16 protein-coding genes and 1 tRNA gene are annotated in these 21,332 nt (G+C 70.6%); 6 read left to right on the top strand and 11 right to left on the bottom strand.

Translation table 11 applies throughout. From position 1 onward, the window contains the following. Positions 1 to 116: 116 nt before the first annotated feature. The 5 genes from ACLQ23_RS28590 to argS form a co-directional block, all read right to left on the bottom strand. Positions 117 to 3,428: an efflux RND transporter permease subunit gene (locus ACLQ23_RS28590; RefSeq protein ID WP_425734888.1), complete on the bottom strand. Its 3,312-nt coding sequence runs from the start codon at positions 3,426 to 3,428 to the stop codon at positions 117 to 119. A gap of 149 nt (positions 3,429 to 3,577) precedes the next feature. Further along, positions 3,578 to 4,627 (bottom strand): threonine synthase, encoded by a 1,050-nt coding sequence (gene thrC / locus ACLQ23_RS28585; RefSeq protein ID WP_053655632.1) that lies wholly within the window; start codon positions 4,625 to 4,627, stop codon positions 3,578 to 3,580. A 136-nt stretch (positions 4,628 to 4,763) separates the two neighbouring features. Further along, entirely contained in the window at positions 4,764 to 6,074 is a 1,311-nt protein-coding gene (locus ACLQ23_RS28580) for a homoserine dehydrogenase (RefSeq protein ID WP_425734901.1), read from the bottom strand. Positions 6,075 to 6,082: 8 nt separating this feature from the next. Further along, entirely contained in the window at positions 6,083 to 7,468 is a 1,386-nt protein-coding gene (gene lysA / locus ACLQ23_RS28575; RefSeq protein WP_425734887.1) for a diaminopimelate decarboxylase, read from the bottom strand. Position 7,469: 1 nt separating this feature from the next. Beyond that, entirely contained in the window at positions 7,470 to 9,143 is a 1,674-nt protein-coding gene (argS, locus tag ACLQ23_RS28570; RefSeq protein WP_355591257.1) for an arginine--tRNA ligase, read from the bottom strand. Positions 9,144 to 9,241: 98 nt separating this feature from the next. On the opposite strand from argS, the gene ACLQ23_RS28565 reads away from it, so the two are divergent. From ACLQ23_RS28565 to ACLQ23_RS28550, 4 genes are all read left to right on the top strand, one after another. Then, a complete protein-coding gene (locus ACLQ23_RS28565; RefSeq protein ID WP_355591254.1) occupies positions 9,242 to 10,054 on the top strand; it encodes a DUF3105 domain-containing protein in 813 nt (270 codons plus the stop codon). 9 nt (positions 10,055 to 10,063) lie between these two features. Further along, entirely contained in the window at positions 10,064 to 10,732 is a 669-nt protein-coding gene (locus tag ACLQ23_RS28560; RefSeq protein WP_355591251.1) for a DUF305 domain-containing protein, read from the top strand. Positions 10,733 to 10,918: 186 nt separating this feature from the next. Beyond that, a complete protein-coding gene (locus ACLQ23_RS28555; RefSeq protein WP_355591438.1) occupies positions 10,919 to 11,611 on the top strand; it encodes a winged helix-turn-helix domain-containing protein in 693 nt (230 codons plus the stop codon). 88 nt (positions 11,612 to 11,699) lie between these two features. Then, positions 11,700 to 11,774: transfer RNA gene (locus tag ACLQ23_RS28550), tRNA-Arg, on the top strand. A gap of 40 nt (positions 11,775 to 11,814) precedes the next feature. On the opposite strand, the gene ACLQ23_RS28545 is transcribed toward ACLQ23_RS28550, so the two are convergent. Further along, complete coding sequence (locus tag ACLQ23_RS28545) at positions 11,815 to 12,294, bottom strand: hypothetical protein (protein WP_355591248.1); 480 nt, start codon at positions 12,292 to 12,294, stop codon at positions 11,815 to 11,817. A 93-nt stretch (positions 12,295 to 12,387) separates the two neighbouring features. After that, positions 12,388 to 14,520: an ABC transporter permease gene (locus ACLQ23_RS28540; protein WP_425734886.1), complete on the bottom strand. Its 2,133-nt coding sequence runs from the start codon at positions 14,518 to 14,520 to the stop codon at positions 12,388 to 12,390. 124 nt (positions 14,521 to 14,644) lie between these two features. On the opposite strand from ACLQ23_RS28540, the gene ACLQ23_RS28535 reads away from it, so the two are divergent. Next, the gene (locus tag ACLQ23_RS28535; protein WP_355591242.1) at positions 14,645 to 15,271 is read left to right on the top strand and encodes a TetR/AcrR family transcriptional regulator; all 627 of its coding nucleotides are present in this window, start codon (positions 14,645 to 14,647) and stop codon (positions 15,269 to 15,271) included. Positions 15,272 to 15,284: 13 nt separating this feature from the next. Here ACLQ23_RS28535 and ACLQ23_RS28530 read toward each other — a convergent pair whose 3' ends face one another. From ACLQ23_RS28530 to ACLQ23_RS28515, 4 genes are all read right to left on the bottom strand, one after another. Further along, positions 15,285 to 17,645, bottom strand: a complete 2,361-nt coding sequence (locus ACLQ23_RS28530) for an ATP-binding cassette domain-containing protein (RefSeq protein WP_425734885.1) — start codon at positions 17,643 to 17,645, stop codon at positions 15,285 to 15,287. Positions 17,646 to 17,748: 103 nt separating this feature from the next. Beyond that, complete coding sequence (locus tag ACLQ23_RS28525; protein ID WP_425734884.1) at positions 17,749 to 18,195, bottom strand: helix-turn-helix transcriptional regulator; 447 nt, start codon at positions 18,193 to 18,195, stop codon at positions 17,749 to 17,751. Positions 18,196 to 18,302: 107 nt separating this feature from the next. Continuing rightward, complete coding sequence (locus ACLQ23_RS28520; protein WP_355591233.1) at positions 18,303 to 19,262, bottom strand: DNA polymerase domain-containing protein; 960 nt, start codon at positions 19,260 to 19,262, stop codon at positions 18,303 to 18,305. After that, complete coding sequence (locus tag ACLQ23_RS28515; protein WP_425734883.1) at positions 19,259 to 20,731, bottom strand: MFS transporter; 1,473 nt, start codon at positions 20,729 to 20,731, stop codon at positions 19,259 to 19,261. The genes ACLQ23_RS28520 and ACLQ23_RS28515 overlap by 4 nt, the downstream gene beginning before the upstream one ends. Positions 20,732 to 20,806: 75 nt before the next feature. Between ACLQ23_RS28515 and ACLQ23_RS28510 the strand changes: the two genes are divergently transcribed. Then, positions 20,807 to 21,241, top strand: coding sequence for a winged helix-turn-helix transcriptional regulator (locus ACLQ23_RS28510; protein WP_355591227.1), 435 nt, complete (start codon positions 20,807 to 20,809; stop codon positions 21,239 to 21,241). Positions 21,242 to 21,332 lie beyond the last annotated feature (91 nt).

Genomic DNA, 21,332 nt, shown 5'->3' with positions numbered 1-21,332 from the left:
AGTATGCATTATGTGACGCAAAGTGCCGGTTTGGTCGCACCATCGGGGTGTCCACGAAAGCGCGCGCCCCCGGCAGGTGGAGACCTGCCGGGGGCGCGCCGAAGCTGCCGGTTCGATTACTCCGTCGGCTCCGACGGGGGCAGCGGCGAGGTGCGACTACGGGGCAGCCGTAGCACCTCGAACTGGTCGGTGCCGTCCACAAGCGCGCCCGAGGGCCGCCCAGCAGGCGGTTGCGAGCCCTCCCCGGGGGCCGTCGACCCGGTGCCCGAGGCAGACCTGGACGCCGCTGCGCCGGCCGGCACCGCCACCTGGTTCGGGCTGTCCTGTTCGGCGGTCTCCGGATCCGAAGGCCGGTCCACCGCCTCGTCAGCGGAACGCCCACGGCGACGCCGGTCCCGCAACGCGCCCTTCGTGTGCTCCACCATCGTGTACAGCGTCGGCACCAGGATCAGCGTCAACAACGTCGAGCTGAGCAGGCCGCCGATCACCACCACCGCGAGCGGCTGGGAGATGAAGCCGCCCTCGCCGGTCAACCCGAGCGCCATCGGCAACAGCGCGAAGATCGTCGCGATGGCGGTCATCAGGATCGGGCGCAGTCGGCGCCGGCCGCCCTCGACCACCGCCTCCTGGACGCCCATGCCCTGCGCCCGGTACTGGTTGATGAGGTCGAGCAGCACGATCGCGTTCGTCACCACGATGCCGACGAGCATCAGCACGCCGATCAACGCCGGCACTCCCATCGGCGTCCCGGTGATGAGCAGCAGGCCGATCGCGCCGGTCGCCGCGAACGGGATCGAGATCAGCAGGATCAGCGCCTGGGTGAGGCTACGGAAAGTGGCCACCATGATCAGGAACACGATCGCGATGGCGGCCAGCACCGCCAGGCCCAGGTCGCCGAAGGCGTCCGCCTGGTCGGCGCTGACCCCGCCGATGGTGAAGGTCGCCCCCGGTACGTCGATGGCGTCCAGCCGCTTCTGCAACTCCTGGCTGGTCGCGCCCAGGTTCGAGCCGGTCGCCGTGCCGGTCACCGAGACGCTGCGCTCACCGTCGATCCGGGTGACCTGCTGCGGGCCCTCGGCCTGCGTGATGTCAGCGATGTCGTCGAGCTTCACCGGCCCGACCGGAAGGGCACGCAGCTCCTCCACCGACACCGGCGCCGTCGCGCTCAACCGCAGCACGACGTCCTGCTGGCGGCCGTCGAGCGCCACTTGACCCAGCGGGGCGCCACGGAACGCCTGCGCCACGAGCTGACCCACAGCGGCCTCGGTGAGCCCGACCCGGCCGGCGGCGACCCGGTCGACGGTCACGTTGACGCGCGGCACCTGCTCGGCGAGGCTTGTGGACACGTCCTCGACGTCCGGCACCCCGGCCATCGCCGTCCGGGCGGCCTCGGCGGCGCGGGCCAGCACCTCCCTGTCGCTGCCCTGGACGACCACCTCCAGTTGGCTGGTCGAGGCGTCCTGCCCGCCGGCGAAGGTGATCTCCTCCTTGTCGATGCCGAGCTTGTCGAACTCCGCGCGCAGCCGCCCGCGCATCTCCTTGGCGTCGATGTCGCCGTCGAGCGTCAGCGACCACGTCGCGACGTTGTTGCCGCCGCCGCCCGCGAACGGGTTGTCGCCGCCACCCGCCGTCACCTGGTACGTCTCGACCCCGTCGAGCCGCCCGAGCACCGCCTCGACCCGCTTGGCCGCCTCGTCGGTGGCCGCCAGCCCACTGCCGGCGGGCAACTCCTGGCGGAAGCTCAGCGTGTCCTGCCCCGAGTCGTCCAGGAAGTTGGTTTCCAGCTTCTGCGCCAGCCCGAACGTGCCGAAGAGCACCAGCAGGCCGAGCCCGACGGTGATCCAACGGGTCGACCGCTTGCGGGTCGCGAACCCGATGACCGGCAGGTACGCCCGCTGCAACGGGTTGCGAAGCTCCTTCTCCTCCGCCTCGCGTCGCACCGCCTCGTCGTCGACGGTGCCGCCGGACGGCTTGAGGAACCAGTACGCAAGCACCGGGATCACTGTCAGCGAGACCAGCAGCGAGGCGAGCAGCGCCACGGTCACGGTGATCGCGAACGGGGCGAAGAGCTGCCCGACGAACCCGCCGACAAGCGCGATCGGCGCGAACACCGCCACCGTCGTGAGGGTGGACGCGGTCACCGCGCCGGCCACCTCACGGACACCGGTGATGATCGCGGCCTGCTTCTCCTCGCCGTACTCCAGGTGCCGTTTGATGTTCTCCAGCACCACGATCGAGTCGTCCACCACCCGGCCGACCGCGATTGTCAACGCGCCGAGGGTGAGCAGGTTGAGCGAGTAGTCGCCGATCCACAGGGCGAGCAGCGCCACAAGCACGGACAGCGGAATGGAGACCGCTGTGACCACTGTGGAACGCACCGACAGCAGGAAGACCAGGATGACGATGACCGCCATCACCAGGCCCAGCAGACCTTCGGTGGTCAACGACTCGATCGACTTCTCGACGAACGGCGCCTGGTCGAAGACAACCGTCAACTCCGCGCCGGAGGCGGCCTTGAGGTCGGCCAGCCGGTCCCGGATCTCGTGCGAGATCTCCACCGCGTTGCCGTCTGGCGCGGCGGTGACCATGATGCCGAGGCTTTCCTTGCCGTTGGTCCGGGTGAGCGCCGTGGCCGGAGCGAGCGTCTGCTCGACGGTCGCCACGTCACCGAGACGGACCGGGGTCGCGCCGGGCGCGACAACGATGCCGCGCAGGTCGTCAAGGGTGGCGACCGGCGTACCGACCTGCACCGGCAGGGTCAGGCCGTCCGCGGCGACCGCACCGGCGGGCACCGACACACCGTTGGTCTTGAGCGCGGACCCGATCGCGGTCGGCGGGAGCTTCGCCGCGGCCAGCTTGGCCTGGTCCGGGGTGATCACCACGACGTCGTCGCGGGCCCCGGTCACCTCGACCGCACGCACCCCCTCGATGCTCTCCAGCTCCGGCACCACGGTCGCGCGCAACTTCTCGGCGAGGGCCCGCTCGTCGCCGGTTCCGGACGCGGCCAGCACCACCGCCGGCAGGTCGTCGGTGCCGCCCGCGATGACCTGCGGGTCGACGTTCTCCGGCAGCTGGGCGTCGATCCGGCTCAGCGCGGCCTGCATCTTGTTTACCGCGTCGTCCAGGTCGGTGCCGAACACGTACTGGACCTGGACGGTCGCCGACCCCTCCCGGGAGGTGGAGCTGATCTTGTCGAGGCCGGGGATGCCCTGGAGCGCCCTCTCGATCGGCTCGGTCACCTGGGACTCGACGATCTCGGGACCGGCGCCGGGGTAGGCGGCCACGATGAACGCGCCGGGAAACTCCAGTGATGGCAGCAGTTGCTGCTTCAACGACGGCACGGCGAACGCTCCGAACGCCGTGATCACCACCGCGATGAGGGCGACGAGCCCACGGTTGGCGAGGCTGAATCTGGCGAGCAGCGACATCGGCCTGGCTCACTCCTGAACGAGATTGCGGGCGGGGATACCCGGAAGTGTGCCGGACCCGATCAGTCCGGCCCCCGCCGCCCCCACGCTCTCAGCGCGGCCGTACGGCAGTAGCCCACCGCCCTCCGCCCGGCCCGGCGGCGACCGCCTCAGGCCAGGTCGAGAGCGCGGGCCGCAGCCAGCGGATCGTTGGCGATGGTGAGCGGCGCCGGAGCGGTGGAGATCGCCCACTCCGGGTCCTTCAGGCCGTGTCCGGTCACCGTGCAGACGACCGTCGAACCCGCCGGCACCGCGCCCGCAGCGGCCTGCTGGAGCAGACCCGCCACGCTTGCCGCGCTGCCCAACTCGACGAAGACCCCGACCTCGCGGGCCAGCAGCCGGTACGCGGAGAGGATCTCCCGGTCGGTCACCGCCGCGATCAGACCACCGGAGGCGTCCCGCGCGTCGAGGGCCTTGGTCCAGCTCGCCGGGTTGCCGATCCGGATCGCGGTGGCGATCGTCGACGGCTCCGGCACGACCTGGCCGGTCACGATCGGCGCCGCCCCGGAGGCCTGGAACCCGTACATCTTGGGTGCGCGGGTCGTGGTGCCTGCGGCGTAATCCTCGGAGTAACCCATCCAGTAGGCGGAGATGTTGCCGGCGTTGCCGACCGGCAGGCAGTGGATGTCGGGCGCGTCGCCGAGCGCCTCGACGATCTCGAAGGCGGCGGTCTTCTGGCCCTGCAACCGGTCGATGTTGACCGAGTTGACGAGCGCGACCGGGTGGTCCTGGGCCAGCTTGGCGGCGAGCGCCAGGCAGTCGTCGAAGTTGCCGCTCACCTGGAGCAGCTTCGCCCCGTGCACGAGCGCCTGGGCCAGCTTGCCCAGCGCGATCTTGCCCTGCGGCACCAGCACCGCGCAGGTCAGACCGGCCCGTGCCGCGTACGCGGCGGCCGACGCGCTGGTGTTGCCGGTGGAGGCGCAGATGATCGCCTTGTTGCCGGCCTCGACCGCCTTGGACACCGCGACGGTCATCCCCCGGTCCTTGAAGGAGCCGGTCGGGTTGGCGCCCTCCACCTTGAGGTAGACGTCACAGCCGAGGCGGGCTGAGAGCACCGGCGCCGGAAGCAGCGGGGTGTTCCCCTCGTGCAACGTGACGACGGGCGTGGCCGCGGTGACCGGCAGCCGATCCCGGTACGCCTCGATCAGACCCCGCCACATGTCGCTCTCCTCGCCTCTACCCTCGCGCCACCGCGCACCAGGTCACCCTGGACCAGCGGCTCTGCGCGCCCGGTGGCACACCCCGGGTAACCCACCTGGCGGGACGAGCCGGTCGGCCCGCCGCCGATTCAACGATTCACGCCCCGCCCTCGACCCGCAACACGCTGGTTACGGATCGGACGATGTCCAGGCCACGCAGCTCACCCACTGTCGCGGCGAGCGCGGCGTCCGGCGCGACGTGCGTGACGATCACCAACTCGGCATCGCCGTCCCGACCGGGCGCCCCGCCAGCGGAACCCTGCCGGACCGTCGCGATCGACACGTCGTGGCGGGCGAACACACCGGCCACCGCGGCCAGCACACCCGGGCGGTCGGACACGTCCAGGCTGACGTGGTAGCGGGTCAACGCCTCGCCCATCGGCCGGACGGGCAGGGCGGCGTACGAGCTCTCGCTTGCCGCGCGGACCCCGGCGAGCCGGTTGCGGGACACCGCCACCACGTCGCCGAGCACGGCGCTGGCGGTCGGCGCGCCACCCGCGCCCCGGCCGTAGAACATCAACTGCCCGGCCGCGTCGGCCTCGACGAAGACCGCGTTGAAGGCGTCACCGACGCTTGCCAGCGGGTGGGTGCGCGGGATCATCGCCGGGTGCACCCGGACGCTCACCGTCTCACGGCCGGCCGTGTCGACGCCCCGGGCCGCGATGCAGAGCAGCTTGATGGTGCAGCCCATCGCCTTGGCGCTGGCCATGTCGGCGGCTGTCACCTCGGTGATGCCCTCGCGGTGCACGTCGGCGGCGCTGACCCGCGTGTGGAACGCCAGCGAGGCCAGGATCGCCGCCTTGGCCGCAGCGTCGAAGCCCTCCACGTCGGCGGTCGGGTCGGCCTCCGCGTATCCCAGCTCGGTGGCCTCGTCGAGCGCCTCGGCGAAGCCGGCGCCGGTGGCGTCCATCGCGGAGAGGATGAAGTTCGTGGTGCCGTTGACGATGCCGGTGACCCGGTTGATCCGGTCGCCGTGCAGCGACTCCCGCAGCGGGCGCAGCAACGGGATGGCCCCGGCCACTGACGCCTCGTAGTAGAGGTCGCCGCCGCCCTCGGCGGCCGCGTCGTGCAGGGCCACGCCGTCCTCGGCGAGCAGTGCCTTGTTGGCGGTGACCACGCTCTTGCCCGCGCGCAGCGCCTCGACCAGCCAGGTCCGGGCCGGCTCGATGCCGCCGACCACCTCGACCACCACGTCCACGTCGTCGCGCTTGACCAGGCCGAGCGCGTCGGTGGTGAAGAGGGAGTCGTCGACCGGAAGGTCACCGCGGTCACGACCGAGTCGGCGCACGGCGATGCCGGCGATCTCCAGTGGAGCGCCGATCCGGGCGGTCAGGTCGGCCGACTGCTCGTGCAGCAGCCGGACCACCTCCTGGCCGACAGTTCCGCAGCCGAGCAGCGCCAAACGCACAGGTGACGTCATCCAACATCCAATGCGAGCAGGTCCTCTTCCGTTTCCCGCCGGACGATCAGGCGTGCCTGGCCGTCCCGCACCGCGACGACCGCTGGCCTGGGGACATGGTTGTAGTTGCTGGCCATGCTCCGGCAGTAGGCGCCGGTGCCGGGCACTGCGACAAGATCTCCGGGCTGCACGTCGGCGGGCAGGAATTCATCCTTCACCACGATGTCCCCGGACTCACAATGCTTTCCCACCACGCGGGCGAGCAGAGGCTGCGCCGTCGATGCCCGGGAGGCCAGCGTCGCCGAGTAGGACGCGTCGTAGAGCGCCGTGCGGATGTTGTCGCTCATCCCGCCGTCGACGCTCACGTACGTCCGGATGCCGTCGAGGTCCTTGACCGTGCCGACCTCGTAGAGGGTGAACATTGCCGGCCCGACGATGGCCCGGCCGGGCTCGATCGACAGCCGGGGCGCAGCCAGGTTCTCCGCGGCGCACTCCGAGTCGACGATCTTGCGCAGCCGCTTGGCCAGGTCCTGTGGAGTGGCCGGGTCGTCCTGGGTGGTGTACGCGATGCCGAAACCACCGCCCAGGTCCAGCTCGGGCAGCTCCACCCCACGCGCGTCCCGGATCTGCGCCTGAAGGGCGAGGACCCGGCGGGCGGACACCTCGAAGCCGCTCGCGTCGAAGATCTGCGACCCGATGTGCGAGTGCAGACCGCGCAGCTCCAGCACGCCCTCGTCGAGGACCTTGAACGCGGCAGCGGCGGCGGTGCCACCGGCGAGGGAGAAGCCGAACTTCTGGTCCTCGTGTGCGGTGGCGATGAACTCGTGGGTGTGCGCCTCGACACCCACCGTGACCCGGATCAACACCCCGGGCCGGACGCCCCGCTCGCGGGCCAGCGCGGTGAGCCTGTCGATCTCGGTGAACGAGTCGAGGATGATCCGTCCCACCCCGGCGTCCAGCGCCCGGCTCAGCTCGGCCACCGACTTGTTGTTGCCGTGGAAGCCGATCCGCTCCGGCGGCATCCCCGCCGACAGGGCAGTGGCCAGCTCACCGCCGGTGCAGACGTCGAGGAACAGCCCTTCCTCGGCGATCATCCGCACCACCGCGCGGCAGAGGAACGCCTTGCCTGCGTAGTAGATGTCCTCGTCCGGAAAGGCGGCCCGGAAGTCCCGGCAGCGCGAGCGCAGGTCGGCCTCGTCCAGGACGTACACCGGGGTGCCGAACTCGGCCGCGATGTCGCGGACGCTCAGGCCGCCGACGGCGACCGCGCCGTCGGCGGCGCGCGTCACGCTGCGCGGCCACAGCGCCGGGACCAGGGCGTTGACGTCCTCCGGGGTACGCAGCCAAGCCGGTCCCCGGCTGCCGATGTCGCCGTGCAGCGCACCGGCCTCGTGAGCCCTCATGTCACATCCTCTCGGGTGCGGAGACGCCGAGCAGGCGCAGCCCGTTGGCGATCACGGTGCGGGTGGCGTCGTTGAGCCAGAGCCGGGCCCGCTGGGCGTCGGTGACGAGTTCGTCGCCGCGCGGCAGGATCCGGCAGGCCGGCTCGTCGTAGAACCTGTGGTACGCCTGCGCGACGCGCTCCTCCAGGTAGCGGGCGACCCGGTGCGGCTCGCGCAGCTCGGCGGCGGAGGCGATCACTGCGGGAAACTCGGCGAGCGCCTTGAGCAGCTCGTTTTCCTTCTCGTGGCCGAGCAGGTCGGGGCGGAACTCCGCGCCGTCGCCACGGGTGAGGCCGACCTCGGCGGCGTGCCGGGCCACGCTCGCCGTCCGGGCCGCCACGTACTGCACGTAGTAGACCGGGTTGTCGCGGCTCGCCCGCGTCCACAGCTCGATGTCGATGTCGATCGGCGAGTCGCTGGAGTAGCGGGCCAGGGCGTACCGGGAGGCGTCCACGCCGATGGCGTCGACCAGGTCCTCCAGGGTGATCACGGTGCCGGCCCGCTTGCTCATCCGCAGCGGGGCGCCGTCGCGCAGCAGGTTGACAAGCTGCCCGATGAGGATTTCCAGGTTGCGCTCGGGGTCGTCGCCGAAGCAGGCGGCCATCGCCTTCATCCGCCCCACGTAGCCGTGGTGGTCGGCGCCCAACATGATCACGACCCGCTCGAAGCCGCGCTCCCGCTTGTCCAGGTAGTAGGCGCAGTCCGCGGCGAAGTACGTCCACTCGCCGTTGGACTTGCGCAGCACCCGGTCCTTGTCGTCACCGAAGTCGGTGGTCCGCAGCCAGGTGGCGCCCTCGGACTCGTAGACCCGGCCCTGCTCGCGCAGCCGCACCAGGGCGAGATCCAGCTCACCCCGGTCGTGCAGGTCCTTCTCGTTGAAGTAGGTGTCGAACTCCACCCCGAAGTCGCGCAGCGAGGAGCGGATCTCGTCGAACATCAGCGCGACGCCCTCGACCCGGAACACCTCCTGGGCGGCGGGTTCGTCGAGTGTCAGCAGGTCGGGCCGCCGGGCCTGCACCTCGGTCGCGATCTCGGCGATGTACGCCCCGCCGTAGCCGTCCTCCGGCGCCGGCTCGCCCTTGGCGGCGGCGAGCAGCGAACGGGCGAACCTGTCGATCTGGGAGCCGGCGTCGTTGAAGTAGTACTCAGTGCCCACCTCGGCGCCCGTGGCGCGCAGCAGCCGGCTCAGCGCGTCACCGACGGCCGCCCAGCGGACGCCGCCGATGTGCACCGGGCCGGTCGGGTTGGCCGACACGAACTCCAGATTGATCTTCTCGCCGGCGAGCCGGTCGCTGCGGCCGTACTCCTCGCCGGCCTCGACGATCAGCCGGGCGAGCTGGCCGGCGGCGGCGGCGTCCAGCCGGATGTTCAGAAAGCCCGGCCCGGCGATCTCCACCGATTTGATGCCGGATGCCCGACCCAGCTGGTCGGCCAGGGCGGCGGCCAGCTCGCGCGGCGGAACGCCCACCTTCTTGCTCAGCTGCAGAGCGAGCGTCGAGGCGTAGTCGCCGTGCTCGGGGTTGCGCGGTCGCTCCACCACCGTGCGCTCCGGCAGCGCGGCGTGGTCGAGGCCACGCTCGGCGAAGACGGTGTGGGCGGCGGCGAGGACGACCGAGGCGAGTTCTGCAGGAGTCACCCGCCCATGTTATCGGGGGTAGACTCGGGCACTCGGCGGCAACCCTGCGCGTCATCTGGCCCGCCATCTCCCCTGACCGACCGACCTGACGAGGCACGATGAGCATCAGCACCCCGGGTGGCCCTGAGCGCCGCCCGACCGTGGTCAGCACCGGCAAGAAGCCGGCCGCAGGCCGGCCGACGTCCGGTTCCAAGGCCGGCTCCGGCAAGCCGGCGGGTAAGCCGGTCGGCAGCCCACGGGCAGGCGGCAAGGGCCCCCGCAAGCCGATCACGCCGGTCAAGGTGAGCCAGGGCCGGGCCTGGGGCCCGATCGCGCTCTTCGTCGCCGTGGGCGTGCTCGCGGTCGCCATCATCGGCGTCGCCTCCTGGGCCACCTTCCAGGGCGCCAAGCCGTGGGACAAGCGGGCGAACGCCATCGACGGCATCGTCAACTACCGCAAGTCGGACCCGGAAAGCCTGAAGTACGAGGCCCACAAGTCCGGCCCGCTGACCTACAAGTACCTGCCGCCCACCGGTGGCGTGCACAACGCCGCCTGGCAAAACTGCATGGGTGACGTCTACGACGCCCCGATCGCCAGCGAGCACGCGGTGCACAGCCTGGAGCACGGCGCTGTCTGGATCACCTACCAGCCGGGCCTGTCGCAGGACCAGGTCGACAAGCTCGCCGGCAAGGTTCGCGGCGTCGAGAAGATGATGATGAGCCCGTTCGAGGGTCTGGACAAGCCGATCTCCCTTCAGGCGTGGGGCTACCAGCTCAAGGTCGACAACGCCGACGACGGGCGGATCGACGAGTTCATCAAGACCCTGCGGGTGAACGCCTCCATCGAGGGTCCGACCGCACTGTGCAACCAGGGTGTGACGGCCACCGGCACCACGCCGCGTGACCTCCAGGCCCAGATGCCCACCCAGTAAGGACGGCGAATGACTGCGCCCACCACCACCGACAGCGGGCACGACGAGGCACCGGCGTCTCCGGATGACGCCGGCCGGGCGTCGGCCCGCCGCTACGGCGTCGGAGTGCTCGCTATCATGCTGGTGGCGGGCCTGCTGCTCGGGTACGCCGGTGGCCTGCTGACCCCGCAGCTCACCCGGCCCGGCGACGCCTCGGTCGAGGCGGGCTTCGCACGGGACATGACGACGCACCACACCCAGGCGGTGGAGATGAGCCTCACCGCGTACCGGTCGGCGACGATGCCCGCCGTCCGCCAGATGGCAGTGGACATCGCCACCGGGCAACAGGGCGAGATCGGCGCCATGCAGACCTGGCTGCGGGAGTGGGGCCTGAGCCCGACCGGGACGGAGCGGCCGATGGCCTGGATGTCCGACGGGGCGACCGTCAAGGACGGGCTGATGCCAGGAATGGCCACACCGCAGCAGATGGCTGCGCTGCGCGACGCCCAGGGCATCGAGGTCGACAGGCAGTTCCTGACCCTGATGATCAACCATCACCTGGGCGGGATCCACATGATCGACGCGGTGCTCGGCGAGACCGGCAACGACGAGGTGCTGCGGGTTGCACGGACCATGAAGTCCACCCAGCAGACCGAGCTGAACAACCTCCGGCAACTCCAGGCGCAGGCCAACGGCTGATCCGCCACACGGGCACATCGGGCCCGCGTCACCGCCGCACACCGGCGAGGACGCGGGCCCCTTCGTAGCGCCTTGTCCGCTTACGTCCGGTATGGGAGCTTTGAGCGGCACAGGCGATTACGTTGCTTAGAGAGTTTTCTCCCCACATATCGTGACCAGTTGCGATTCGGGCTCGTTGCCCAAGACGTGGGGGTTGCACTCAGAGACGCGCGGCGTTCGGTCACCAGTTGGTGCCGACGCCACACCATCGGTGGTGACGGGGCGGTGGCAGCCGTCCGTCGCGGACAGCGGCAGGGCGAGCCGGGAATGCTCAGCCGCGAACAGGAACTCGAACTGATCGACGTGCTGCGGGGCGTCCACCCGGACGAGTTCGGCCTGGACGAAGAGCTGTGGACGAGGCAGAGCCTCACCACGCTCATCCAGCGCCGTTTCGACCTGCCGCTGGACGCGGGCGCCGTCGGGGCGTACCTGCGGGCCTGGGGGTTGGGTCCGCGGGAACCGCGCGAGCGGGCCTGCGGGCTCTGCGTCAGCGCGGTCGAGCGCTGGGTACGCACCCAGTACCCGGCGATCACCCGCGCCGCCCAGGAACACCTGGCGGAGGTCTACTGGATCGGCCGCGTACGACTGCGCGGCACCATGCCGGCGGCCGACGTGATCTCCGCGGTCTCGTCTCGGGGCCGCGTACGCTTCATGATCACTACGCCGACTGTCGACCCGCCGCTCCCCCGCGACTTCGTGCTGCGGCTCAGCGGCGAGGAGCAGCGCACAGTGCACCTGATCGTCGACGGGTCCTGGCCGCGCAACGAGTGGCCGCGCCGACTGCCCCGGCGGATCGTCCTGCACCCGCTGCCCAGTTGTGGGCGGGCCATCGCGGCCTGAGCCACGAGGTATCGGGCGACACGACCCTGTCGCCCGATACCGGTTCGGCGTACGCGGAGGAGGTTTGCTAGTCTTCTCCAGTCGCTGAGCCCCCGTAGCTCAGGGGATAGAGCACCGCCCTCCGGAGGCGGGGGCGCAGGTTCGAATCCTGCCGGGGGCACCATTCACGAACAGCAGATAAGGCCTCTGACCAGGGAATCCGGTCAGAGGCCTCGCGCATCCACGGGTCGATCCCGACGGCGTACCTCAGGGTCCTGGAGTGCCCGCGCGATCGCAGCGAGCAACCCGCTCCCGCACAGACCGGGTGCTCCGATCCAGAACTCTTCCCGGTCGTACCACTCGACCAGGTCGACACCGGGCTGAGCGGCGATCGACCGGTCGAGGGGCAGCGCGGCGTCATCGTCATAGCAGCCGTAGATCTCATCGCCGGCCCACATCAGCCAGTGGAGCGGGCCGAGCCGAGACTCGTTCTGCCCCTCGTCGAAGTGGACCATGAACCGCTCTGTCGGGTCCATCGGCCGCACACCGAGCGATCCGGTCGCGAGCAGTTGCTCGACGGTCGGGGCCTCTTCCCAGTCACGGCTTGGGACGACCAGCGTGAGCACGTCCTCCAGATGCTCAGGGCAGGCGCAATCGGGTTGTCTCGGCGGCCGCCAGTCGTCCTTTCCGGAGAAGATAGCCATCCGACAATGCTAGGCGGCCCGCCGTCTCCCGTGGCCTGGCCAGATCGAAATGTCCACCGCCGGCCCGGAGGGTCGGCGGTGGACAGCCGTCGCTCAGTGCGCCTCGGCCGGCACCAGCTTCGAGGTTGCCTCCGGCGCCGAACCAACACCCGGGTCGTCGACATCCGAGCGGCGGTTGAGCCACTTGTCGATCAGCAGGTTCAGGACCAGCCCGACCGCACCCCAGATGGCGATGACGAGCAGGTTCTGCCCGACGCCGACACCGTCGAAGTACCGCAGTGATCGGGCGATGTCGACAGCCGCCGGCAGCGGCAGTACGTCCTGGAGAGGGCGGAACACCTCGGGGACGAGGTACACCGACATGCCCCCGCCGGATGCGGGCAGGCCGGCCATCATCAGCACCACCATCATCGGGATGATCCCGGCCAGGCCGACGGTGCGCGTGAGGACTCCGGTGGCCAGGGAGACCGAGAAGATGGTCAGCGCCCCGTAGCCGATGAGCTCGAGGGCGTTGCCACTGATCGCGCCGATGAGGACGTCGAAGAGGAACCACAGCCAGACGGACATGCCGACCGCCCAGCCGGCCAGCAACGGCAGGAACTGGGGCAGGCGGCGCACGTGCGGTGCGCCGCCGCGCAGGACAGCCAGGAACAGGAAGCCGGCCATGATCCACGACATGCCGACGTACATGCTGTTGCTGCCGCCGGTGTCGGTGTCGCTCAGGGGCTGCACGTCGGTGAGCGTGAGCGGAAGCTCCTGGGCTGCGGCGATCGGCTGGAAGATCGCGCGGATCGTGGACTGCTGGCTGGGGTTGGCGGCGGACGCCGAGTAGAGCGTCGCCGGAGCGTCCGGTGCCGACGGCAGGACGAAGGCGGCAACCACGTCACGGGCCTTGATCTGCTCGGTGGCCTGCTCGGCGCTGTCGGCAACTGTGACGTCGAGGATGCCGGTGAGCTGCGTGTTCAGGCCGTCGGCGGTCTGCTGGGCCAGCTCGGGGGTGGCGGCGACCACGACGACCGGGATGTCGTGCGGCTGCGGTTTGTGCATGGAGAAGCCCATGGCACCCACGACGACCACGAGGATGGCCAGTGGGAAGCCGGCCGCGGCGACGTACCGGAATCGCTTGGAGCGCGGCGGCCCGCCGGCGAGGGCGGGGGCCTTCGCGTCGGGGTCGGGGATCGGCGGGACGCCGGGGATGACGTTCCCGCTCGCGCTGCGCTCCTTGAGCAGGCAGAGCGCGAGGGCAGCCACGATCCACACGGTCAGGACGACCAGGTGGGTGCCGAGGCCGTTGCCGTCGAAGTACAGGACCGAGCGCAGCGCCTCGCCGGCCGCCGGGAGCGGGAGCACTCCGTGCAGGAACTGGAAGAACCCGGGCATGTTGTGCACCGACAACGCCAGGTTCGACGCGGGCATGCCGAACACGACCCAGAGCAGCATGCCGGGCAGCACCGCGAGAGGGCCGACCACCTTGGAGAGCAGTAGCTGGGCCATGCCGACGGCTGCTGTGGCGAGCATGCCGACGCCGAGGAAGGTGAGGTAGTGGCCCTCGACGGCGCCCACGACGGGGCCGAGGATGAGCCAGATTATCGAGCTGGTGAGCGCGGACCAGCCGGCCAGCACGGGCAGGAACCGTCGCAGCCGCAGCAGGTGGGGAACGCCCATCACCATGATGCTCAGCGGCACGTAGCCGGCAAGCATCATGCCCATGGCGGCGAACAGGACCGCGATGCCGGCCCGGTCACCGTCGGGCAGCGGCGCGACGTCCTCGGTGGTGGCCTGCCAGTTGTTCGCCACGGCGACCGGCGCGAGCAACTGCTGGACGGTGGCGCCCTGCGATGCCCCGGCCGCCGATGCGGTGAGGATTGTCGCGCTGTCACCGCCCGGAGCGGGCAGGACCAGCGCGGCGGCGGCTTCCTGGTCGCGCAGCAGGTCGACAGCGTCGTCCCGGGTGGGCACCAGCGTGGCGTCGGTGGTGTTTCCGGGCGCGGCGTTGAGGCCGTCGACGATCGCCTGCGCGGCGGCGCCGCTGCCGACGACCGCCACCGGCATGTCCCGGGGGTGCGGCGAGTGCATTGTCGCCATGTAGGTCGCGAACATCATCGTGACCATGAGGAACGGCATCACGAACAGGGCGACCATTCGGATGATCTGTTCCTTGCGGTCCGGGCCGGGCGGGCGGCCGTCGATCACGTCGGCAGCCTCGATCACGGCTTCGGTGTCCATGCACTCTCCAGATCAGTTTATAAGCCAGGTGACTTACGAACTGTAGGCGGCGCAGGTCGGATGCGGGAATCCGGCTAGGTTGACCTGAGTCACATCCGGGGTGAGAACAGCGAGGGAGCCGGTCATGAGGCGGTCAGTGGCGGCACGCACCGCCCTGCTCGACGCGGCCGAACGGCTCTTCGCCGAGTCGGGCGTCGCGGAGATCTCCGACCGGAGAGTGGCAGAGGCGGCCGGCAACACCAACCACTCGGCGGTGCGCTACTACTTCGGCGGACGCGACGGCCTACTCAAGGCACTCATGGCCCGCCACGTGCACGACGTGGCGCAACAACGCGAGAAGATGCCCCCACCCGAGGACTCCGTCCTCGGCGACATACGCGGCCTCGTGGAGCCGAGCATGCGGGTGCTCGACCACCTGCCGCGACCGAGCTGGCGAGCCCGGTTCCTCGACCACGTCCTCCACAACCCCGCTACTGCGCCGATCATGCGGGAAGCCCAGGACATCACGCCACAGGCTATGCAACTGCGCGCGTCACTGGCCGCGCGGCTGCGACACCTCGACCCGGACATCGTCGCCGGCCGCGCGCGCCTGATCGCCCGCATCGTCAGCACCGCGGCCGCAGAGGTCGAGGCACGCGCCGAACGCGACGGCGAAGACCCCCGGTGGCCGCAGGTCGGTGACTTCCTCGTCGACGCCATCACCGGCATGCTCTCCGCCCCCATCAGCCGACCGGGCAGAGCCGGGAGCTGACCTCAGCGCCGGCTCAACCGCCGACGTACACCGCGAGGTGCTCGCCGGTGAGCGTAGAGCGGGCGGCGACGAGATCCGCCGGGGTGCCCTCGAAGACGACCTGCCCGCCGTCGTGACCGGCACCCGGACCCAGGTCGATGATCCAGTCGGCGTGCGCCATGACCGCCTGGTGGTGCTCGACGACGATCACCGACTTGCCGGAGTCGACGAGCCGGTCCAACAGGCCGAGCAACTGCTCGACGTCGGCGAGATGCAGGCCGGTGGTCGGCTCGTCGAGGACGTAGACGCCGCCCTTCTCGGCCATCCGTGTGGCCAGCTTGAGCCGCTGCCGCTCGCCGCCGGACAGGGTGGTGAGCGGCTGGCCGAGGCTGAGGTAACCGAGGCCGACGTCGGCGAGCCGGTCGAGGATGGCGTGCGCGGCTGGCGTACGCGCCTCGCCGTCGGCGAAGAACCGCTCCGCCTCGGTCACCGACATGGCCAGCACCTCGCTGATGTTGCGGCCACCGAAGCGGTATTCCAGGACCGAAGCCTGGAACCGCCGGCCCTCGCACTCCTCGCAGGTGGCCGCCACACCGGCCATCATTCCCAGGTCGGTGTAGATGACCCCGGCGCCGTTGCAGCCGGGGCACGCGCCCTCGGAGTTGGCACTGAACAGCGCCGGCTTCACACCGTTCGCCTTCGCGAACGCCTTCCGGATCGGCTCCAGCAACCCGGTGTACGTCGCCGGATTGCTCCGCCGCGACCCACGGATCGCGCTCTGGTCGACAGACACCACGCCCTCCCGGCTGGACACCGAGCCGTGGATCAGCGAACTCTTGCCCGACCCGGCCACCCCGGTCACCACCACCAGCACACCCAACGGGATGTCGACGTCGACGTCGCGCAGGTTGTGGGTGCTCGCGCCCCGGATCTCCAGCAGACCCGACGGCGTCCGTACGGACGGCTTCACGCCGGCCCGGTAGTCGAGGTGCCGGCCCGTGAGGGTGTCGCTGGCCCGCAGCCCGGCCACGGTGCCCTCGAACACCACCTCGCCACCTGCCGTGCCGGCGCCGGGGCCCAGGTCGACCACGTGGTCGGCGATGGCGATGGCCTCCGGCTTGTGCTCGACGACAAGCACTGTGTTGCCCTTGTCGCGCAGCCGCAGCAGCAGGTTGTTCATCCGCGCGATGTCGTGCGGGTGCAGCCCGATGGTCGGCTCGTCGAAGACGTAGGTGACGTCGGTGAGCGACGACCCGAGGTGGCGGATCATCTTGGTGCGCTGCGCCTCGCCGCCGGAGAGGGTGCCCGACGGCCGGTCCAGGGACAGGTAGCCCAGCCCGATCTCCTCGAACGAGTCCACCAGGTGTTGCAGCCCGGCGAGCAGCGGGGCAACCGAGGAGTCGCTGATGCCCCGGACCCAGCCGGCCAGGTCGCTGATCTGCATGGCGCAGACGTCGGCGATGTTCTTGCCGTTGATCTTCGAGGACCGTGCCTCCGCACTGAGCCGGGTGCCCTCGCACTCGGGGCAGGTAGTGAACGTCACCGCCCGCTCGACGAAGGCACGGATGTGCGGTTGCAGCGTGTCGATGTCCTTGGAAAGGAACGACTTCTGGATCTGCGGGATCAGACCGACGTACGTCAGGTTGATGCCCTCGATCTTGATCTTGGTCGGCTCCTTGTGGAGCAGGTCCTGCAACTCCTTCTTGTTGTACTTGCCGATCGGCTTGTCCGGGTCGAAGTAGCCACAACCACGGTAGATGCGGCCGTACCAGCCCTCCATGCTGTAGCCGGGGATGGTGATCGCGCCCTCGTTAAGCGACTTGCTGGCGTCGTAGAGCGCGGACAGGTCGAAGTCCGTGACGGAGCCCATGCCCTCGCAACGCGGGCACATGCCGCCCAGCCGGTTGAATGTCGCCTTCTCGGTCTTGGACTTGCCGGCGCCGCGCTCGACGGTGATCGCGCCGCTCGCCCGGACCGACGGAACGTTGAAGGAGAACGCGTTCGGCGAACCGATGTGCGGCTGCCCGAGCCTGCTGAAGAGGATGCGCAGCATCGCGTTGGCGTCCGTGGCGGTGCCGACGGTCGATCGGGCGTTGGCGCCCATCCGCTCCTGGTCGACGATGATCGCCGTCGTCAGCCCGTCCAGCACGTCGACCTCGGGTCGGGCCAGCGTCGGCATGAACCCCTGCACGAAGGCGCTGTACGTCTCGTTGATCATGCGCTGCGACTCGGCGGCGATGGTGCCGAACACGAGCGAACTCTTGCCCGAACCGGAGACGCCGGTGAACACCGTCAGACGCCGCTTCGGCAGCTCGACGGTGACGTCCTTGAGGTTGTTGACGCGCGCGCCCTGCACCCGGATCAGGTCGTGGCTGTCGGCGGCGTGCTTGCTCATCGTCTCTCCATCTGTCCGGCGGGCGTGCCCCGGCTGGCCGGCGCCTGTCGGGTCGCGCCCGGAGTGACGCCAGGGCCACCCACGCCGCTTCGACCCGTGGCGGTCACGGTAGGCCCGGTCGCGTGACCTGCGCTTCTCGATTTCTGACCGGTCTGGTCACCTGTTTGGCGGTGCAGGACGGCATGCCCTCCGTCGCTCCTGCCGCCTGCCGGCGGTAGGTGCTCGGTGGCACACCGACAAGCTCGGTGAAGCGGGTGCTGAAGGTGCCGAGCGACGAGCAGCCGACCGCGAAGCAGACGTCGGTGACGCTGAGGTCACCGCGCCGCAGCAGGGCCATCGCGCGCTCGATGCGGCGGGTCATGAGATAGCTGTACGGAGATTCGCCGTAGGCGAGCCGGAACTCCCGACTGAGATGCCCGGCTGACATGTGCACACCCCGGGCGAGCGCCTCGACATCCAGCGGCTGCGCGTATTCCCGGTCGATCCGGTCACGCACACGGCGCAGCCGCGCCAGATCGTCGAGGCGCGCGGCGGCAGGTCTGCTGCTCACCTGGAAAATCGTGCCACACGCCACCGACAAATCTGGATCACCGAACGGGCGGGTTCCCGCCGGTCGGGGCGGCAGCGGGCCGGTGCGAGCCGCTCCGGGGCGTACCGTCAGGTGGTTTCGCGGCGGGCTCGGGCCCGGCGCTTGCCCTCGTGCATGGCCTGCACCCGGGCCACCGGGATGGTCCGTCCCTCGGCCACCAGGTCGGCGGGCAGCGACTGCGGCGCCGGCATCAGGGTGGCCCAGGGGTCGGTCTCGGCGACAAGCGGCGGCACGGTCCGGATGGTGAAGTCCGCCGGGGTCACATCGGTCAGGTCGGCCCAGTCGACAGGGAACGACACGGGCATCCCGGGACGCAGTCGAGGGCTGTACGCGGCGACGACAGTCGCACCGCCGGACCGGGTGGCGTCCACGAAGACCTTGCCGCCCCGGTCCTCCTTGATGTACGCCGTGGTGGCAAGCGCCGGGTCCAGCCGTTCGGCGCGGACGGCGAGCGCACGCGTGGCGGCGGCCAACTCCTCCGCCGTGGGCTCACCGGCCACCGGAACGAAGACGTGCACACCCTTGGCGCCGCTGGTCTTTACCGCTCCGGCCATCCCGGCGTCGGCGAGCGCCTGACGGACCAGCAGTGCCGCACCTACCGCCGCCGCGAACCCGTCGCCCTCGGGTGGGTCGAGGTCGAGCACCAGGTGCGTGGGGCGGTGCAGGTCGGCCGCGGTGGCGAGCGTCGGGTGGTATTCGACGGCCCGTTGGTTGGCGAACCAGAGCAGTGTCCGCCGGTCGTCGCAGAGGGCGTACGAGATCTCCCGGTGCGAGGCCTCGGCCCAGACCGGCACGCGGCGGACCCAGTCCGGGGTGTACTTCGGCAGGTTCTTCTGCATGAAGGGGGGCTGCCCCGGTCGGACCCTGATCACCGACAGCGGCCGGTCCCGTAGCTGTGCCAGGATCCGCTCCCGGACCGCGTCGAGATAGTCGACAAGGTCCCGCTTGGTCGCGTCGGCGCGGTCGGACAGCGGCTGGTCCAGGTTGGTCAGGGCCACGCCGTCGCGGGTCTCGTCAGCCTCGGTCACCCGATCACCCTCCCGGCCGGGGAGCTGTCGGTCAACCGGACGCGGCGCTTCGACGGAGGAAGATTGCGGCGACCCGCGCGGGGCAGAGTGGCAAGCGCGAGCAGCAGCACGGTCACCACCAGGGCGGCGGCCACTGCGAACGCGGCCCGATAGCCGCCGGCCAGCGCGTCCACCTCGTCCCAGCCTGCGGCCCGCAGACCGTCGGCGCGCACGGCGGCCAGCGTGCTCAACGCGGCCAGGCCGACCGCGCCGCCGACCTGCTGGGTGGTGTTTGCCAGCCCCGACGCGAGCCCGGCGTCCGCGTCGGTCGCCCCGGCCATGGCAAGGGTGGTGACGGCCGGCAGGGTCAGACCGCCGGCAACCCCGAAGATCACCATCGCGGGGAGTACGTCGGTGAGGTAGCCGCCGTCGGCGGGAAGCCTGGCGAGCAGCAGGAAGCCGACGGCCGCCAGGCCGAGCCCGGTCACCAGCACGCTCCGGGCGCCCCAGCGGGCGATCAGCCGGCCGGCCAGGCCGAGCGAGATCACGGCGATCACCACAGGGGTGGGCAGGAAGGCCCAGCCGGTGGCCGCCGCGTCCAGCCCGAGGACCAGTTGCAGCTCCACTGCGAGCAGGAACTGGAAACCGAAGTACGCGGCGACCATGAGGAACTGCACGCTGTTCGCGGCGACCAGACCTGGTACGCGCAGCACCCGGCCCGGCAGCAGCGGGGTCGACGCCGTGCGCTGGCGGACGGCGAACCCACCGAGCAGCAGCGCCGCGAGCGCCGCCGCGCCGAGGGTCCGGCTGCTGGTCCAGCCGTGCTCGGCGGTGCCCACGATGCCCAGCACGGCGGCCATCAGGCCGGAGGTGGCGAGCAGCGCCCCGGGTACGTCGAGGCCGGCCCGCAGGCCGATCCCCCGTTCGGCGGGGAGGGTGCGGACGGCGGCGACCAGGATGAGCACTCCGATCGGCAGGTTGACCAGGAAGATCGACCGCCAGCCGGCCAGCTCGGTGAGCAACCCGCCGGCCACCGTCCCGATCGACGCGCCGGCTGCGCCGGTGAAGCTGAAGACCGCGATGGCGCGAGCCCGCTCGGCAGGCTCGGGATAGAGCCGGACGATCATGCCGAGGCTTACCGCCATCGCCAGAGCGCCGCCGACGCCCTGACCGAAACGCGCGGCGACGAGCTGGCCCGGCCCGGTGGCCGCGGCACAGCCCAGCGAGGCCAGTGTGAACAGCGCTACGCCGGCCAGGAAGACGCGCCGCCGGCCCAGCAGGTCGCCTAGGCGGCCGGCGAGCAGCAGCAATCCGCCGAAGGCGACCAGGTAGGCGTTCACCACCCAGGCCAGGCCGGGGGCGGTGAAGCCCAGGTCGCGCTGGATGGCGGGCAGCGCGACCGCCACCACGCTTCCGTCCAGAATGATCATCAGGCTGCCGGCGCAGAGCACGAGCAGCGCCGGCCAGCGGGGCGGAACGACCCGGTCCATGAAACTCCTCCTTGGTGCATGCTTTGTTACCGACGTCATCGTCTGTGACCATGAGTCGGAGCGGAAGGAGGCACTGTGATGTCCCAGAGGAACAGCGATGTGTCCGCACTGGTCGACGCGGAGCTGACCTGCGCGGCCGGGGACGTGCCGTTCACCGCCGGGCAGGCCAAGGCGTGCACCGTCCGCGAGGTGCTGGACCGGGTCGGCGGCAAATGGAGCATCAGCATCCTGGTTGTCGCCTCCAACGGGCCGGTGCGCTTCACCGAGCTGGAGCGGCACATCGAGGGCATCAGCCGCCGGATGCTCACGCTGACGCTGCGTAACCTGGAACGCGACGGCCTGCTGCACCGCCGGGTCTATCCGACAGTGCCGCCCAAGGTCGAATACACGGCCACCCCGATGGCGCTGGAGCTGTACGAGTCCCTGGTCGCCCTGACCAACTGGGCCGAGCGGCACCGTCGGGCCATCGCCGAGGCGCGGACCAGGTACGACAGGGAGCACGCCGGTTAAACCAGGGCCGGGTGTGGGGAACACCACGAGGGATTTCTGACCGATCGGTCAGGGTCTGACCGATCGGTCAGGCATGCTGGTTCGCGGAGGT

The organism is Micromonospora sp. DT41 (assembly GCF_049841715.1).
In the GTDB taxonomy this organism is placed as follows: domain Bacteria; phylum Actinomycetota; class Actinomycetes; order Mycobacteriales; family Micromonosporaceae; genus Micromonospora; species Micromonospora profundi.
The sequence above is the reverse complement of the archived record's forward strand: the minus strand, read 5'-3'. Positions and strand labels throughout refer to the sequence as shown.

Excerpts from the sequence above, each read along its gene's own strand:
- ACLQ23_RS28590 (WP_425734888.1), bottom strand. The coding sequence starts at position 3,428 with ATGTCGCTGCTCGCCAGATTCAGCCTCGCCAACCGTGGGCTCGTCGCC.
- thrC (WP_053655632.1), bottom strand. The coding sequence starts at position 4,627 with ATGTGGCGGGGTCTGATCGAGGCGTACCGGGATCGGCTGCCGGTCACC.
- lysA (WP_425734887.1), bottom strand. The coding sequence starts at position 7,468 with ATGAGGGCTCACGAGGCCGGTGCGCTGCACGGCGACATCGGCAGCCGG.
- ACLQ23_RS28565 (WP_355591254.1), top strand. The coding sequence starts at position 9,242 with ATGAGCATCAGCACCCCGGGTGGCCCTGAGCGCCGCCCGACCGTGGTC.
- ACLQ23_RS28560 (WP_355591251.1), top strand. The coding sequence starts at position 10,064 with ATGACTGCGCCCACCACCACCGACAGCGGGCACGACGAGGCACCGGCG.
- ACLQ23_RS28545 (WP_355591248.1), bottom strand. The coding sequence starts at position 12,294 with ATGGCTATCTTCTCCGGAAAGGACGACTGGCGGCCGCCGAGACAACCC.
- ACLQ23_RS28540 (WP_425734886.1), bottom strand. The coding sequence starts at position 14,520 with ATGGACACCGAAGCCGTGATCGAGGCTGCCGACGTGATCGACGGCCGC.
- ACLQ23_RS28535 (WP_355591242.1), top strand. The coding sequence starts at position 14,645 with ATGAGGCGGTCAGTGGCGGCACGCACCGCCCTGCTCGACGCGGCCGAA.
- ACLQ23_RS28530 (WP_425734885.1), bottom strand. The coding sequence starts at position 17,645 with ATGAGCAAGCACGCCGCCGACAGCCACGACCTGATCCGGGTGCAGGGC.
- ACLQ23_RS28515 (WP_425734883.1), bottom strand. The coding sequence starts at position 20,731 with ATGGACCGGGTCGTTCCGCCCCGCTGGCCGGCGCTGCTCGTGCTCTGC.